A 14,659-nucleotide genomic window follows, 5' to 3' on the forward strand; every position below is an offset into this window, starting at 1 on the left:
TATGTATAATTCTAAAGAAAAATTCAAAGAAAATCTTGAGGCTATAGAAACTAGCTTCAAGATACAAAAAGAAAAAAGGTTGCCATCACCGGCAGAACTTGAGACTCTAAAAAAATATAATGGCTTTGGAGGTTTAAAAGTTGTTTTAATGCCTCTTGAAAAAACAGAAACATGGAGTGCAGCAGACAGAAAACTGCTACCAGAGGTTCAGCAGTTACATAAAATATTAGATGAACATACGACTCCTTCTGCTAAGAAGGAGTTTTTAAATTCAATAAAATCAAGTATCCTCACAGCGTTTTACACCGATAAGCGATTAGTCGACGGTGTTGCAAAAACATTTTACGATAAAGGGATATACTTCGATAAAATGCTCGATCCATCTGCAGGTGCTGGCCAATTTATCGAGTCATTTAAAACAACGGATAGCCAGGTAAATGTTGTTGCTCTTGAAAAAGACAAATTAACAGCACATATTCTTCAAGGTATTTATTCAGGAACAAACGTCGAGGTAAAAAATACTGCTTTTGAAGATGTTGGTACATCAAGCAATGGCCGTTACGACATAGCCTCTTCAAATATCCCATTTGGAGATTTTCCTGCTTTTGATCCAAATTTTGTAAACTCAAAAGATAAGGCAAAGCAGCAGTCCTGCCGAGCAATACACAACTATTTTTTTGTAAAGGCTCTCGATCAGGTTAGAGAAGGCGGCGTAGTTGCATTTATTACAAGCACAGGAGTGTCCGATAGTCCGACAAACGAACCAATAAGAAAATACCTTATGAATAACGCCAACTTAGTTAGCGTTATCAGGCTACCGAATAACACTTTTAAAGAAAACGCAAATACAGAGGTTGCTAGCGATTTAATTATTTTACAAAAAAATAGCGAAAAAAATAAGTTAAGTCAATTTGAGCAAGACTACATTAAATCGGAAAAGATCAATGATCTCAATCAGAACAAGACTATTTCTTTAGAAAGAGTTGTATACACATCAGGAAGTAGGGGAACTGATATGTATGGAAAACCAGCCATTGTGTTTGAACATAAAGATGGTGTTGTCGGTATTTCGAAAGATCTTTCAACGAAATTGGGCAATGACATTGATCGATATTTTTCAAAAGAATTGTACAACCGCAATTCTCAAAAAAGAATCGAAACAGTTACAACCTCCAAACCACAACAACTCTCCTTATTTGATGTGGTTCAAAAAAATCTGTTTCAATCCGAGAAACAAGAAACTTCTCCATACATCCTCCGAAAAAGTTTAGATGAAAAATTTATTACCGAAGGTATGCTTGATATTGCACCAAGCGGTACCGTTGGAATTATAAAAAATACAGGAACAGGATCTTGGTCCATTGAAAGCAAAGGTTTTTCACGAGAGAAGCAGGAAATTGCTAAATCATACATCAATGTTAGAGATAGTTACTTGAAACTTTCAGATTTTGAGGAAACCTTAAAGATTGAAAATACAGAACTAAGAAAAGAACTAAACCAAGCCTACAACCATTTTAGACTTAAACATGGTGCTTTAAATGAGGGTAAAAATTTAAGTACCATTTTATTTGATAGTTATGCAAGAGAAGTACTCACGCTTGAAAATTCGAAAGATCAAAAATTTGTAAAGGCGGACATTTTTGAAAAACCAGTTGCTTTTAGCAAAGAGAGCAAAGTTGAATCCGCAAACGATGCTCTTATTAAAAGCCTTAATAAATTTGGTACCGTTGATCTTAACTACATTACGTCGATACTCCAAAAAGAAGAAAAGTCCGTTAAAGATGATTTAAAAGACCTTATTCTTTTTAATCCAGAAAACAGCAACTACGAACTCCGAGACAAGTTTCTTTCTGGAAATATCATTGAAAAAATAGATTCAGCCAATAATTTTCTTTTAAAAAATCCAAACCACCTACCAGCACAAGAATCTTTGTCTGAACTGAAAAAAGTTATTCCAGAAAGAATTCCATTTGAAGTTCTTGATTTTAATCTAGGAGAAAGATGGATTCCAAACAAATACTATTCCGACTTCGCAACAAAACTTTTTAAAGTTCCTACTGATGTCTCTTTTTTAAAATCAAGTGACAGTTTTCACATCGAACCTAAAGGGTTTAGTTCTGCAATACACTTTGAACATGCGGTTGAAAGCAACGGAAGAAGATATAATGGTACCTACCTTCTCGACCATGCTTTTAAAAACACGATTCCTGAGTTTTTGATAAAAGATGGAGAAACTACCAGAAGAGACGCACAAGCAATACAGTTGGCCTCCACAAAAATTGATAAAATAAGAGATGGATTTATTGAATATCTAAGAGATCTACCTGACGAGAATAAAAAAGATCTGGAGGATATTTACAATAGAAAATTTAACGCAAACGTTAGACCTAAAAACAATGGAGCTCACCTTGAACTTGCAGATCTTAACTTAAAAAATTTAGGTATAGAAAGTGTATATCCATCTCAGAAAGATACTGTTTGGAAGATCATTCAAGATGATGGAGGCATTGCTGATCATGATGTAGGTAGTGGAAAAACTCTTATCATGTGTATAGCTGCGCACGAGATGAAGCGCATGGGGATAAAAAATAAACCGCTTATTATAGGAATGAAAGCAAACATAGGTCAAATTGCCGAAACTTATAAAAGAGCCTATCCAAACGACAAATTACTTTATCCTGGTAAAGATGACTTTACTCCTAAAAACAGAGAGAATCTACTTAATTCAATCAAGAATAACAGCTGGGATTGCATTATATTGACTCATGAGCAGTATAAAGCAATTCCTCAATCGCTCGACATACAAAAAAAAATACTAGATAAGGAACTCGATAATATTGAAAAGGACCTTCTTTTAAGTAAATCATCTTTAAAAAAGGCCGATTTTAAAGGTCTTGAAAAACGGAAGGCTAGCCTTTCATCTAAAATAGAAGAAGTAAATTTTACAATTAACTCAAAAAAGGATAACGTTCTTGATTTTAAAAAATTAGGTATTGATCATATCTTTATAGATGAAAGTCAAAATTTTAAAAATCTTATGTTTGCAACTCGTCACACCAGAGTTGCAGGATTGGGTAATCAACAAGGGAGCCAAAAGGCAACTAATCTACTTTTCGGGATAAGAACCATTCAGGAGCAAACAGGGAAAGATCTTGGAGCAACATTCCTTTCAGGAACAACCATTAGCAACTCTTTAAGCGAACTTTACCTCCTTTTTAAGTATTTAAGGCCAAAACACCTTGAAAAACAAAATATCGACACGTTTGATAGTTGGGCGTCTGTTTATGCAAAAAAGAGTGTTGATTTTGAATTTTCCGTAACCAATGAATTAATTCAGAAGGAAAGATTCAGAAATTTTATAAAAGTACCGGAACTTGCAAAATGTTATGCAGAAATAACAGACTTCAGAACTGCTAAACAAATTGGACTTGATCGCCCTGATCTTATTGAAGAACTGATACACACACCACAAACTCCTGCTCAAGTTGATTACTCAGAAAAATTAAAAGAATTTGCGAAGACTGGAGATGCTACAATTATCGAAAGGCAGCCTCTTTCTAAATCAGAAGAAATAGCGAAAATGCTAATTGTAACTGATCTTTCGAAAAAAATGGCTTTAGATGTTCGCCTTGTAGATCCTTTTGCTGAAGATCATCCAAACTCAAAACTTTCAAATGTTGCCAAAAAAGTAAAAGAATTTTACGATAAATCTCATGAATACAAAGGAACTCAGTTAATCTTCTTAGACACTTCAACCTACAAAAAAGATGAATTTAACGCCTATTCTGAACTTAAAAAAAAGTTTATAGAAAAAGGGATACCTGCAGACGAAATTAAATTTGTTCAGGATTTTAATAGCCAAAAGCAAAGAGATAAACTGTTTGAGGATGTAAATGAAGGAAAAGTAAGAATACTTTTTGGTTCTACACAAACTTTAGGTACAGGTGTAAATGTGCAGAAAAGAGTTGTAGCAATGCATCACGTTGACATTCCGTGGAAACCTGCAGAAACAATACAACGAATTGGCCGAGGACAACGAACAGGAAATTGGGCTGCGAAACAGTTTCAAGATAACAAAGTGTACAATTTTGTTTATGCCGTCGAACAAACATTGGACAACTACAAGTTTTGCATCAACAAAAACAAAGAAGTGTTTATCAATCAAATCAAAGAATGCAATCTTGCTACAAGACGAATTGATGAGGGTGGAATGGACGAAAAAACGGGTATGTCGAACTTGGCAGAGTACATCGCCATCACGTCTGGAAATACAGATCTTCTCGAAAAGGCAAAAATGGAAAAAAGAATAGCTGTGCTTGAAGGTGAAAAATACAATTTTAACGCTGATACCGCAAAAGCAAGGCATAAATACTCCAGTACAGTTCTTGATATTGAAAAAAATGAACGAATTCTTCAAAAACTTCATAAAGATGAAGATCTGTTTAACTCTAAAAAAAATGTAGCTGAAAATGGGACAGTAGTGCCAGAAATAAATATTGGAGGAATAACTGACACTAAGAAAGCTGGGATTGAGTTTGTAAACCAAATGAAAAATGTCGATTCTGAAGATGGTAAAAAGATCGGTCGTGCTTATGGGTTTGACATTGTGATTAAAACAGAAAAATATATAAACGACAAAGGTGACGTTGAAAAGATAAACAGGTGTTTTATAGAAGGCAACTATAAGTATCAGCATAATCATGGTCAACCAAGTCTTAAACCAGAAAACATTGTAAACTATCCTGCTGCCGCTCTTGAGAAAATACCTAAGATGCAAGATGATTACAAAATGCAACTTGAAAGAGCGAAAGAACTTCTTCCTGGATTAAAAACATACACATCGAGCAACTTTCCAAAAGAAGGAGAACTGTCAAAACTCAAGGAAGATCTGAAACTATTGGAACAAAAAATAGCAAAGGATCTTCAACCTCAAAATTTAGATGTTAACACGGAAAAAAAGGAGGTTGAAAAAGGGCTGTCCTATTCTCATAGAATGTAAAAAGGGGATTTTATCCCCTTTTTACTAATTATAATTGTAAACCTTTGTAAAGGTGACTCTCAACTATCTTCTCGACTGTTTAAGAAAAAGAGCCTCTCAAATTTATAAAAAAATTACCTTCTATGATTTCTTTTCCTTTTTTTGACTTCGATATTTTCGTCATCTGCAGAACTCAAAGATCCTGCTCCAGATGTTTGAATCATTGAATCTAGCAATTTTTCAAACGCACTCGTATTTTCGAAATCATTAAAATTATCTAACCGCATAGGTGAAACTGGTAAACCTTTTGATACAAAGGATGGCATTTCAACCAACTTTTCGAGAGGGACATTCATAATACTTGGAGAAAACATACTTTGCTTTGCTAAGGTTTCGATCTTACCAAAATTCTCTTTTGAAAAATCGCAAAGTCCTTTTACTGACGCAAACTCTAATTTGGTATAAAGTTTTTCTAAAACAAAAAGGTTGTTTTTTTCAATAACAGATTTTAAAAATTTATCATCTCCCCTCCCCTCTTCTATCTGCCTCGAAAATGAACTTTTCTCAGAATCTGTTAATATTAGATTTCTTACTCTTTCTGAGGAAAACGTTGGATATAGTTCGGCTATCTTTTCGTTAAACTGTCTGCTAAAATACCCTTTTCTCCTCTCAACCGTAGATTCAATCTGATCACTAAGTTTAATGTCTTTATATGCATTTGAAAAGCCACTACGTCTAAATGATTCACAAGATTTTAATGCATAGTTACAATTTTGATCAAAGTAATGAGCATCAAATACTTTCAATATAGCTGCTTTTTCATGTTTTAGTCCTTTCACCCCGTCTTTCTTCTCAATCTCTAGCAAAAATCTATCTATAGATTTTTCATGATTTCGAACATGCTCAGAATTGATGAAATCAACTAGTTTAACTACCTTTTGTGGGTTCTTTTTACAGTTATCAAGATATAAGTCAACCTTTACTATATTATTGTTATTAAGCCTTGAATTTTCAAAAACTTTAATTGCTTTTCGACCTATTACAACATTATTCTCTGCAGCAAACGCAAGAATTTCATTTTTAAGTTGATTCGTATTTTTACTTATTATTTTACTTGATTCCGTATCTTGATTTTCAAACTTTTTTAATGCTGAAGCAAATGCAATATCTTCTTTCCCAATCGAGAGTTTCTTTTCAAGATTAACGAACGAATAATATTTAGACACCTGACTCCCTTTAAACGTATAGTCATTATAATCAGTTCTTAATTTGAAAGTTACACCTGAAATTTTAGAATTGTCATTTTGCAGGTTAAAATTTACCTCTATATTTCGTTTGTTGAGTTCTTTGACAAAATCAGTCAAAGAAATATTCTTTTTACCCCATAAGGCACCTTTTATTTGCTGCTGTGTATATGATCTAGCAGAAAGCGTATTTCGATGCAATTCACTTGCAAAATCTTTGTAGTTAACGCTTTCTTTCTTCCTTTTATTGTTTTCAGAATGCCCCACCAACTGTAACCCATACTTAATTTCTAGTTCCTTTCGGACTTCTTCACTTCTCTTTTTAAAAAAAGAATCATCCCATCGTCTCCCGTCTTTATCGTAGTAAGAAACAATTAAATGTACGTGCTCACCGTCTTTAATATCATTATGTCTAAAACAAGCATAATCTCTTTCTCCAAAAAGCATCTTTTCTCTATAGTCTTTCGCTAGTTCTGTAAATTTTTCATCACTTAGAGTCTCCTTAGGCGCTAACCTCAAAACACAATGAACAACCGCATTCACATTTTTAACGCCCATTTTATCTGGTAAGCAGCTTTGAAATGCTTCTTTAATTTCCTTTTTTGTATAACCTACAGAAGAATCCAGCACATAACCTTTTTCTTCCTTCGCACAATAACCAACGACTCTAGGCATTGATTCCGTTTTTCTTGGAACACATTTTGCTATCATATCTCAATGACTATAAAACAATATAAATACAAATACACAAAAGTACGACAACACATATAATGAATAATACAATAACACATGTAGCGTTAAACATACTACTACAACAATACAACAATATAAATATACATTGCTACATTGCTACATTACTACATTACCTTACATATATTATTATACAATGCTATTATAATACAAAGCCTCAATAATACACGTGTAAAAATGAATATAAATACATTAAAACAATGTAGCAATGTATTATTTCAGACAAATGATACATGTATAAATGTGTACGATGTTGTAGACAATACATATATACGTTGACTTGCAAGGTATAAATATACAGATACCACAATACCACAATGACACATGTATAAAAATATACGTGTTACGCTATTCAAAGATCTCTGACTAAAAGGGAAATAAAATATTTAAAACTACACACTTATCTGTTATCCAGCCTATTTGTCAACTCATCTAAGAGTTTTCGAAGTTCTATAAAACACTTTTCTTGCTGATCGAATTTCTTCAATTCTCCCGTTCGTCCATCCCGGACAATAGCATTTAGTTGTCGTGTTATCTGATTTACATTATTGCCTATCTTAAGTAATTCATGTAAAAACATCTTCGTTTCTTTATCAAAAGAAACAATCCTACGATCCAATGCAGATCGCAGTAACAGGTCGCTTACACTGATCCCTAATAATGCTGCTTTATTCTTTATAGCCTCTTTTTCGTCTAACGTTGGGTTAACAATTATCCGATTCAATGTTCTTCTTTCTTCTATATTCTTTTTAGGTCGCGCCATCTTCTTTTTAATTAGTCTAAGAATTATTTAAGCGTTATGAAACATGAAAAAGCCCTTACAGGGGGTTTTTTTTTCGACTGAAAGGAGAAAACAAGACTGTTTTTGCGATAGCAGAAAACACATCTTGCCCAAAATTATTTTTAGCAATATATAAATTATTTTTTTATCTTTATAACAACCTAAAATTTTATACTATGAAACTTGTTATAGCCGAAAAACCGAGCGTGGCCAGAGAAATTGCACATGCTCTTGGAGCAAATGAAAGTGGAAATGGATTTCTCACGGATGGTAAAAATTACACTATCACATGGGCGTTCGGTCACTTACTCCAGATTAAAGAGGATAAAGAAAAATGGACCTTAGATCAACTTCCTTTATTGCCAACTTACGAGTATGAACCGATTAGTTCTGGAAAGAACCAACTTAAAGTTATATCTGATCTTTATAAGAAATGTAGCGAGATAGTAATTGCAACCGATGCTGGAAGGGAAGGAGAACTTATAGCTAGGTTGATTCTTAACCATATTGATGGAAATTCGTGGATGGATAAAAAGCAAGTTTACAGGCTTTTTTCATCTGAAGCCCTTACTGCAGAGGTGGTAAAAAATCTCTTCAGTAACCTTACTCCTGCAGAGAAGTATAATTACCTATATTTTAACGCATTGGCTAGGCAATGGGCGGATTGGGTACAAGGCATTAACATGACTCGATTTGTAACTCTTAAGGCAAATGCGCTTTATACAATAGGTAGAGTTCAAACACCTGTGCTAAAAATTATTGTAGATCGAACAAGAGAAAAATTAACATTTAAAACTGAAAAGTTTAAGATCTTAGGCTATAAGGGAAAGAAAGGTAATGAAGAATACTGCTTTGAATCTAATAAGAAAATAGATGATTCAACCTTCAATATCAATGATTTTAAAGGATTAATAATAAAAGTTGAAGATAAAAAAAATGAGGTTAAAACGCTTGTAAAGCCGACATTACATGATATAACCTCGCTTCAAATCGAAGCAAACGAAAAGTTTGGCATTTCTCCAACTAAAACGCTCGAACTCACTCAAAAACTATACGAAGAACATAAGGTAGTAAGCTATCCTAGAACAGATTCTAACTATCTGCCAGAAAGTGCGCGAGGGGTACTAGAAAACTGTCTTAATAATCTTGGTTATAAAGAATTATCTCCAAATGTTTACTCATTAGGGAAGGAGGTTTTTGATGATTCAAAGTTAACAGATCACCATGCTCTTCTTTGCCTCAAACCTTTTTCTGCTGATAATGATGATCTTCAAAAGATATATAATCTTATTCTGCTAAGAATGCTATCCCAATTCGAGCAAAATGCTAAAAAAGAATTTTTCACCTACAGTTTTAATGCAGCTAATCAACAATTTATATTCAAATCATCAAGGTTTATCGAAAGAGGTTTTTTAAAACTCTATGATCGAATCAAGGTTAAGGACGAAGAGACTGAAGAAGAATGCAATATCAGTTTTGAAATAGGAGAATTGCTTAAAGGAACGTTTGAACTCATTGAAAAACAAACACAAGCGCCTTCGTTATACACTGAAGGTAATATCATAAAAAAAATGAAGCATCTTAACCTAGGAACTGCAGCAACTAGGGATGGAATTCTAAAAAAACTTGCAGATCGTCAATATATTGCGAAAACAGGGAAAACGCTATCAGCAACAGAAAAGGGAATGCAGCTTATTGATAAGGTAGCCTCCTACGATATTGCAACTGTCGAATATACAGAGTACATAGAGGAAGAAATTGCTAAAGTAAAGAATAAGAAAGACTTAGGAATTTTTCTTAATACAATTATTGCCTACACGAAGAACTTTATAGAAGATAACAAGGATATTACTTTTAATCGGATTCTTAGCCAAAAACAAAAGGATACGGTTAAGCGGATGGCAGAAGAAAGAGGTGTTAAGGTTGATCTTAAAACACTAACATCTGAAAATGTGAACGATGTAATTAATAGCATTAAAGACGAAGACATAAGATGTTCTTGCGGTCTTTCTCTTAAAGTTCAAAAATTTTCCTACTCTTGTTCTTGTGGAATGCAGATATACAAGGAAATAGCAGGTAAAAAAATAAGTGGAGATCAGGTTAAAAAGTTACTTGAAGGTAAAATTCTTGAAATAAAAGGTTTCGTTTCAAAGGAAAAGAAAAAGTTTAATGGAAAAATAAAGATCGAAAACCATAAAGTCGTTTTTATAAAATAATGCATGTATACGATACTACGAGTAACTAATGTTACAATACTACATTGCTACATTGCTACAAATATACATGAGTATAATTATACAAATAGTTACTTATACGTGTAGTGAGTGATACATGTCTACGTGTGTGAATGTGTTTTTGTGTGAAAGTATATTAATATATTTGTATAGAAATATATTTGTGTAGAAATATATTTCTATATTTGTGTAGAACAAAACATTCACACTAATGGAAAAAGAAACAAAAATTATTGGTTTCGTAAATCAAAAAGGAGGAGCAGGTAAGACGACCTTAACAGTCCTTGTTGCAAACCCTCTTGCAATTAATTTTGATAAAAAAATTGCAATTATTGATGCGGATATACAAGGATCAATAATTGCAAAGCGAAAACTTGAAATGGAAGAAGGAATTGCCGATTTTCCTTATCCTGTCTATTTTTCAAAACCCTCGAAAATTTTAGAAACACTCGAAGAACTCGATGGCGAATTTGATTACATCTTTATAGATATGCCTGGACAAGCTTATGGAGAGGGTTTGGACAAACTCTTAATTAGCCTTGATTTCGCATTTGTACCATGTTTAGCTGGAGATACTGATGTTAATTCAACTTACGATTTCTTAGAGATTTTGAAACAAGTAAAAATCATAAAAAAAAGAGAGTTGAACTCTGACATAAAAATACATCTAGTAAACAACAAGGTAGATCAAACTGTTAGATACAAAGATATGGCCTCTTTTTTTGATCAGGTTATTGAAAGTAGTAATAATCTCATTGAAAAAAGAGATCCTGCTTTAAGTCTAAAATCTAGGGTATCGTACCCAAATCTATTTTCTACGTATACATCTGGATATAAGGTAGGAGATGAGTTATTCGATTCTTTTATATCATCTTTTAAAGAGAAAATATAATGGAGAAAGGTAAAAAAGGAAGTCGATTTGCGACAATGTCGCAAAAATTGAATCAAACACCAATTGTAGGCGAGGATAGTCTTTCTGAAGCAAGAAATGAAAGTGTTCCTTTGCCAAATAAAAACGAGCGAGCAACACCTACTGCAGCAACTACTGCAGCAACTACTGCAACACCTCCAGTTTTGTCTCCTGCTGAGATAATAGAAGATAGCTTGCCTATTGTCAAAAATTTTGATAAAACTATCCGGATCACTGCTCATTACGACAGTCTTCTTGATATATTTTATGCGTTAAATAAGGATAACTACAAAAGTAAGGCAGAACTTTTAGATGTTATTCTAGGCGATTTTTTTGGAAAGAAGGAAAATAAAAAGTACGTCGATCTTAAGAATAATAAGTAAAAGAGGTAGCATAAGCTACCTCTTTTTTTTGAACAAAACATTACACTAGATATAAATCTAAAGTGTAAAATTATTTTTAAAATCTTCAAAATCAGGCTCTTTATGAATTTTATCATAAAGCATAAAAATAAAAATGCTCAATTCTTTTTGAACACTTCTCAAATTTGATTTAGCCAAACTTTCAAGAAATCGTTTCGCAGACCCTGGGACAACAATGCAATAAAGTTTTTTCAACTCTAAAGTACTCCTGTACTTTTTCTTATCCTCAGGTAGTATAAGAAAACTCATGAGTTCATTTCTAACAAACTCTGACGATTTTTTGTCAAACTTAAATCTTAAATATTCCCGAATAATTGGACTTATTGGAATATTCAGAGATTCCATCCTTGCTGCCTTGTAGGGTTTATTTTTTACTTCTGATAAATCCAGAAGCGATTGGCTGATTTTTTTTATTTCTTCCTCAGACAACCCTTTTTTGATGTTATAGCGATATAGCCGTTTTTCTTTATCATTACAAAATTGCCTTCGCCCAATGATAACTTTCCCGCAAAACTTGCAGTACCTCTCCATAATTATTACGTAAAGCTTAGTCCCAGATCATAATCTAGTAAAAATAGTATTTTTTTTATAATAAGACTACATTCCTTTATTTCAAATCACGATAAACCCATTAATTTGTTATACTTCGGGGGGGGCTGAACCTATTTTTCCCATTATTTTGTTATACTTCAGGGTGATTTTACTTTTTCATTCATTAATTTGTTATACTTCAAAGTTCAACCATTATTTTGTTATACTTCGTGTTGCCATTATTTTGTTATACTTCATATTGTAATGATATGATTATTAATTATATACAAAACAACTCGAATTATCCTTGTTTTTTTTATCATGTATAGTACTATATGTCAATTAGTTGTATATTGATAGAAAAGAGGGTAGAAACACGATACTTTAAAGTCACCCTCTTTTTCCCTTTAAGTCTAAACAAATATTGTGTGAATATTTTTAAATCTTTTGTATATAATTGTACCCTTTTTTTTTGTCATTGTATTAAATTGATTTTCTGTTGTTTACATTCGGGAAAAAATCATTATATATAACTTTTTAATGGCTTAATATAGCTTTTTAATGGGTAACTATAACTTTTACATAGCGATATATAACATTTAAATGGCGTTTCCCTTCGGAAGTATAACAAAAATATGCATCTATAACATTTTTATGGCAGGAGCAAAGGTGTCTAATTTATAGCTGCTTATAAAAATGTTAAAATTAAACTATAACACGCACATACATTTGTTATAGTTAGCGTTTTTTTTGTAAATTAGAGCCATAATATAACGGAGGTATTGCTTTGTTATATTTAAAAAGCTATAATTGTATCATATTTTATAATATTTTCTATGGCAGATTTAGTACTAGTAAAGAGCGAGCATCAGCCTCTTAAGGATAAAACGATAAGACAGCATAACGACTTTACTCAAGCTAGATACAACCTAACTTCGCTTGAGCAAAACATTGTAATGCTGCTAATAGCCAAAATTAAAACCGATGATCCAGACAAAACAAATTATATAATTTCTAGTACAGAAATATTTTATAATCAAACTCAAAGAAGTGCAGCGGCCAATACTGCACTTTTAAAAGAATGTGTCAACAAACTATTGAAGCGCGTTGTTACTATACAGAGTGCAAATGGCAACAGAATCGATACACATTTCGTCTCAAGCTGTGAATACTTAGACGGGAAAGGATCTATAGAACTTAGTTTTGACCCTAAATTGAGGCCATTTTTAACTGACTTAAAATCCAATTTCACACAGTACTCTTTAAGATCTGTATTGTCGTTTAAAGGAAAATACACTAAGCGGATATATCAACTTATATCTCAATATCAAGACACTAAAGTACTCTATATCTCGCTAAATCATCTGATAGAAATTTTGCGCCTAAGAGATGACGATCAAAAAGATAGTAAAAAACCTTGGTACGAACTTTACGGATCTTTCAAGCAGCGGGTGATTAAACCAGCTCTTGCCGAGATAAATGAGAGTCCTGATTCGCAATATTATATTTACGAGGTTTTTGAATCAAAAAAATCAAGAAAAGTCGAAATGCTTACGTTTCGATTTAGAGTTAAGACTAAAGATACAAATCAAGAGGCATCTATAAATGAGCAGGTTTTGCAAAAACTAAAAAATTTAAGGTTGTCAGATACTCAAATAAAGCAAGTTATGAGGGAGGTTGGAACTGATGATATTATAAAAACTTGTTATGAGATCAACGTACAAGTAAATAATTTTGAGGTAAAAAATCCGGGTGGTTATACCTGGTCAATCTTTACCTCTAAGTTTGATCTCAAATAGAGGCAAAAAAGAATGAACAGAACAATTCAATCTTGTCTTTATCTTCGATTGTCTCTCCAATATATGTATTTAAAGACTGAGCCGTAACACTCTTTCCGTTTTTTGCAAAGCAAATTTGGGGAGAAACAACAGATCCAAATTGTTGATAAACAATTATTCTATCTTTTTCGTTTATATAATAAAGTTCCTTTACATTTTCGAAAGATACTGGTAAAGAGGAGATAGGTTGATTTAAAATAAAATTTAAAATCGTTTTTGTTTTCATAAGTGTATTTGTTACTATACACAAAAATAGCAAATAAAAATTACTCTATTACATTTTTGTTATATTTAGCTAACACGCTAAAACACTCTATGTCGTAAATTAAAAGCCTCCTCTTTACGTTATTTAAATTAAACCCCTCCAGACGGCTTAACCTCTCATACTTGAACAGATATGCCGCTTGCTAAGCTTTAGCTTAAAAAACACCCATTAAAACCACCAAAAAGAGGTTGGCTTTATTTGTAAGACTCTCGCCTGATCTTGAATTTATAAAAGATAAAAGGCAAGTAGTGACACCTGCCTTTGCTGCTATTATTCTTTAAAATAAATGCATTACGACAATTCCTCATAATGTGTATCAAATTTTCGCTCTTTGGAACAGTCCTCTATATCCATATTTATAAATCGTTTCATAGCATCCTCAAGAAGTTCGCCCGTAGATGTTACCTTTTCTCCAGTATCGCTCAAAGTATAAATTTTCACATCCCCACAGTGCTTAATCCCTGTATGAATAACTCCGCAGCATAGGTGTTCTCTAGAAATTATAGTTGTATTTGTCTTATTGTCCATCAACGTTTTGGAATCCTTTTTTTCATTGAAAAAATTGGTTGCAACGTCAAGACTATCAATATTTATTATACTGCCCAACATGCTGTAAATTGTAAATCTTGCTTTCATCGTTTTAAAATTAAATTGTTTGACTTTGTTTTTGATTACACTGCAATATAGTATCAAATAAGAGACTTTG

Annotated in this window: 10 protein-coding genes; 5 read left to right on the forward strand and 5 right to left on the reverse strand. The window is 32.7% G+C overall.

The window, feature by feature from the left end; translation table 11 throughout:
• The first annotated feature begins 1 nt into the window (after position 1).
• Positions 2–4,999 (forward strand): helicase-related protein, encoded by a 4,998-nt coding sequence (locus L990_RS00110; RefSeq protein WP_047444289.1) that lies wholly within the window; start codon positions 2–4, stop codon positions 4,997–4,999.
• Positions 5,000–5,112: 113 nt separating this feature from the next.
• Here L990_RS00110 and L990_RS00115 read toward each other — a convergent pair whose 3' ends face one another.
• A complete protein-coding gene (locus L990_RS00115) occupies positions 5,113–6,897 on the reverse strand; it encodes a relaxase/mobilization nuclease domain-containing protein (RefSeq protein ID WP_197057201.1) in 1,785 nt (594 codons plus the stop codon).
• A gap of 475 nt (positions 6,898–7,372) precedes the next feature.
• Entirely contained in the window at positions 7,373–7,735 is a 363-nt protein-coding gene (locus tag L990_RS00120; protein WP_047444292.1) for a plasmid mobilization protein, read from the reverse strand.
• Between the two features lie 194 nt (positions 7,736–7,929).
• Between L990_RS00120 and L990_RS00125 the strand changes: the two genes are divergently transcribed.
• The 3 genes from L990_RS00125 (at position 7,930) to L990_RS00135 (ending at position 11,280) form a co-directional block, all read left to right on the forward strand.
• A complete protein-coding gene (locus L990_RS00125) occupies positions 7,930–9,969 on the forward strand; it encodes a type IA DNA topoisomerase (protein ID WP_047444294.1) in 2,040 nt (679 codons plus the stop codon).
• Positions 9,970–10,198: 229 nt separating this feature from the next.
• Positions 10,199–10,879: a ParA family protein gene (locus L990_RS00130; RefSeq protein WP_047444296.1), complete on the forward strand. Its 681-nt coding sequence runs from the start codon at positions 10,199–10,201 to the stop codon at positions 10,877–10,879.
• Positions 10,879–11,280, forward strand: a complete 402-nt coding sequence (locus L990_RS00135; protein ID WP_047444297.1) for a hypothetical protein — start codon at positions 10,879–10,881, stop codon at positions 11,278–11,280. The genes L990_RS00130 and L990_RS00135 overlap by 1 nt, the downstream gene beginning before the upstream one ends.
• A 57-nt stretch (positions 11,281–11,337) precedes the next feature.
• Here L990_RS00135 and L990_RS00140 read toward each other — a convergent pair whose 3' ends face one another.
• Positions 11,338–11,850 (reverse strand): hypothetical protein, encoded by a 513-nt coding sequence (locus L990_RS00140; protein ID WP_047444299.1) that lies wholly within the window; start codon positions 11,848–11,850, stop codon positions 11,338–11,340.
• Positions 11,851–12,686: 836 nt separating this feature from the next.
• Here L990_RS00140 and L990_RS00145 point away from each other — a divergent pair.
• Positions 12,687–13,649 (forward strand): replication initiation protein, encoded by a 963-nt coding sequence (locus L990_RS00145; protein WP_047444301.1) that lies wholly within the window; start codon positions 12,687–12,689, stop codon positions 13,647–13,649.
• Here the strand turns inward: L990_RS00145 and L990_RS00150 are convergent.
• Both L990_RS00150 and L990_RS00155 read right to left on the reverse strand, forming a co-directional pair.
• Positions 13,642–13,914, reverse strand: a complete 273-nt coding sequence (locus L990_RS00150) for a hypothetical protein (protein WP_047444303.1) — start codon at positions 13,912–13,914, stop codon at positions 13,642–13,644. The two genes, L990_RS00145 and L990_RS00150, sit on opposite strands and share 8 nt — an antisense overlap.
• A gap of 330 nt (positions 13,915–14,244) precedes the next feature.
• Positions 14,245–14,659, reverse strand: a 415-nt coding sequence (locus L990_RS00155) for a hypothetical protein (protein ID WP_231562233.1), incomplete at its 5' end; no start/stop codon positions are given.

It is taken from the genome of Alistipes sp. ZOR0009, from assembly GCF_000798815.1.
Lineage (GTDB): Bacteria > Bacteroidota > Bacteroidia > Bacteroidales > ZOR0009 > Acetobacteroides.

Bases quoted from the DNA above. Each gene is read 5' to 3' on its own strand.
- L990_RS00125 (WP_047444294.1), top strand. From the start codon at position 7,930: ATGAAACTTGTTATAGCCGAAAAACCGAGCGTGGCCAGAGAAATTGCA.
- L990_RS00120 (WP_047444292.1), bottom strand. From the start codon at position 7,735: ATGGCGCGACCTAAAAAGAATATAGAAGAAAGAAGAACATTGAATCGG.
- L990_RS00145 (WP_047444301.1), top strand. From the start codon at position 12,687: ATGGCAGATTTAGTACTAGTAAAGAGCGAGCATCAGCCTCTTAAGGAT.
- L990_RS00150 (WP_047444303.1), bottom strand. From the start codon at position 13,914: ATGAAAACAAAAACGATTTTAAATTTTATTTTAAATCAACCTATCTCC.
- L990_RS00140 (WP_047444299.1), bottom strand. From the start codon at position 11,850: ATGGAGAGGTACTGCAAGTTTTGCGGGAAAGTTATCATTGGGCGAAGG.
- L990_RS00130 (WP_047444296.1), top strand. From the start codon at position 10,199: ATGGAAAAAGAAACAAAAATTATTGGTTTCGTAAATCAAAAAGGAGGA.
- L990_RS00110 (WP_047444289.1), top strand. From the start codon at position 2: ATGTATAATTCTAAAGAAAAATTCAAAGAAAATCTTGAGGCTATAGAA.
- L990_RS00135 (WP_047444297.1), top strand. From the start codon at position 10,879: ATGGAGAAAGGTAAAAAAGGAAGTCGATTTGCGACAATGTCGCAAAAA.
- L990_RS00115 (WP_197057201.1), bottom strand. From the start codon at position 6,897: ATGCCTAGAGTCGTTGGTTATTGTGCGAAGGAAGAAAAAGGTTATGTG.